The 1,116-nt window shown below is 56.5% G+C and carries 1 protein-coding gene; it reads right to left on the reverse strand.

Features of this window, described 5'->3' with window-relative positions; translation table 11 throughout:
• Window positions 1-49 precede the first annotated feature (49 nt).
• Entirely contained in the window at window positions 50-1,054 is a 1,005-nt protein-coding gene (locus FHP24_RS28530; protein WP_139679628.1) for an IS30 family transposase, read from the reverse strand.
• Between the last annotated feature and the right edge of the window lie 62 nt (window positions 1,055-1,116).

The raw sequence follows: 1,116 nt of genomic DNA on the forward strand, positions 1-1,116 counted from the left end.
CCGTGCTGGTTCCAGATTGAATGCAACGCTGGTCGGAAATCTACACGCATCACTGTTCTAAAGCCAAGAGATGCCGGCTGAACATCTCCTTCGGCGTCTGAAACCCTAGGCACTTGCGCGGCGTGTCATTCAGTCGGTCACACAGAGAGCGGATCTCCTGACTGCTGACTTCAAGCACAATCGTTTCCGGCGGCAGGTAACGGCGGACGCGCTTGTTGGTATTCTCCACCGTCCCTTTCTGCCAAGGCGCCTGCGGATCGCAAAACCAGGCCGCTGTCCCCATGCCGTGCTCCAACTCGCGCCATGAGACGAACTCCAGCCCTCGATCGAATGTCAGGCTCTGGCGGGCCAGCGCGGGCAGGGGCGCCAGATGGCGGATCAACTGGCTCATGATTGGCTTCGATCGCCTGTCGTTGTTGCGAAACAACACGGTGTAGCGGCTTTTGCGCTCTACGACAGTCGCGATATTCGCAGCGCCATGCTCCTTTCTAAAGATCATCAGATCCGCTTCCCAATGGCCAAATTCGTTACGAGAGTTGATGGTCTCAGGCCTGTTTCGAATGGCGCATTCTATTGGAAAGACAAGGCTTCTTGGTTTGCGTGCATATCGCGGCCGTCGTTTACGGCGACGTTCGGGCAGATGTCGTGCCAGTTGCTGATCCTGGCCTTCCTTGGAGTAAATGTATTGATAGATCGTCTCGTGGCTTAACCGTGCGGAAGAAGCGCTGGAAAGCTTCAAGCGTCCGGAAATTTGTTCCGGTGACCAGCCATCCTTCAGGCGATCGATGACAGCGGCGCACAGGTGCGGGTCTCGCAGCAGCTTGCGATATCTGCGGCGCCGGTCCGTCGCCATTCCATGCGCCGTGATGTGCCAATAACCTTCAGCGATGGGAACTTCACGATCATGCCAGAAATTCCGTCGCAGCTCCCGGCAGATCGTAGAGCGATCCCGGTGCAGGGTGCGTGCGATCTCGGCCTGGCTGATCTTCTTCTCATACATGCGCGCGATCACGCGACGTTCGTCAAAACTCAACTGCACAAAGGAGCGGGCCATTCCATCCTCCTGAAACCATGGCCATTATTGTCCTCGTTGCATTTGAAAATGGAATCTGCCCC

This window comes from Aliirhizobium smilacinae (assembly GCF_006335145.1).
Taxonomy (GTDB): Bacteria; Pseudomonadota; Alphaproteobacteria; order Rhizobiales; family Rhizobiaceae; genus Neorhizobium; species Neorhizobium smilacinae.

Coding starts and splice junctions, on each gene's coding strand:
- FHP24_RS28530 (WP_139679628.1), bottom strand. CDS start 1,054: ATGGCCCGCTCCTTTGTGCAGTTGAGTTTTGACGAACGTCGCGTGATC.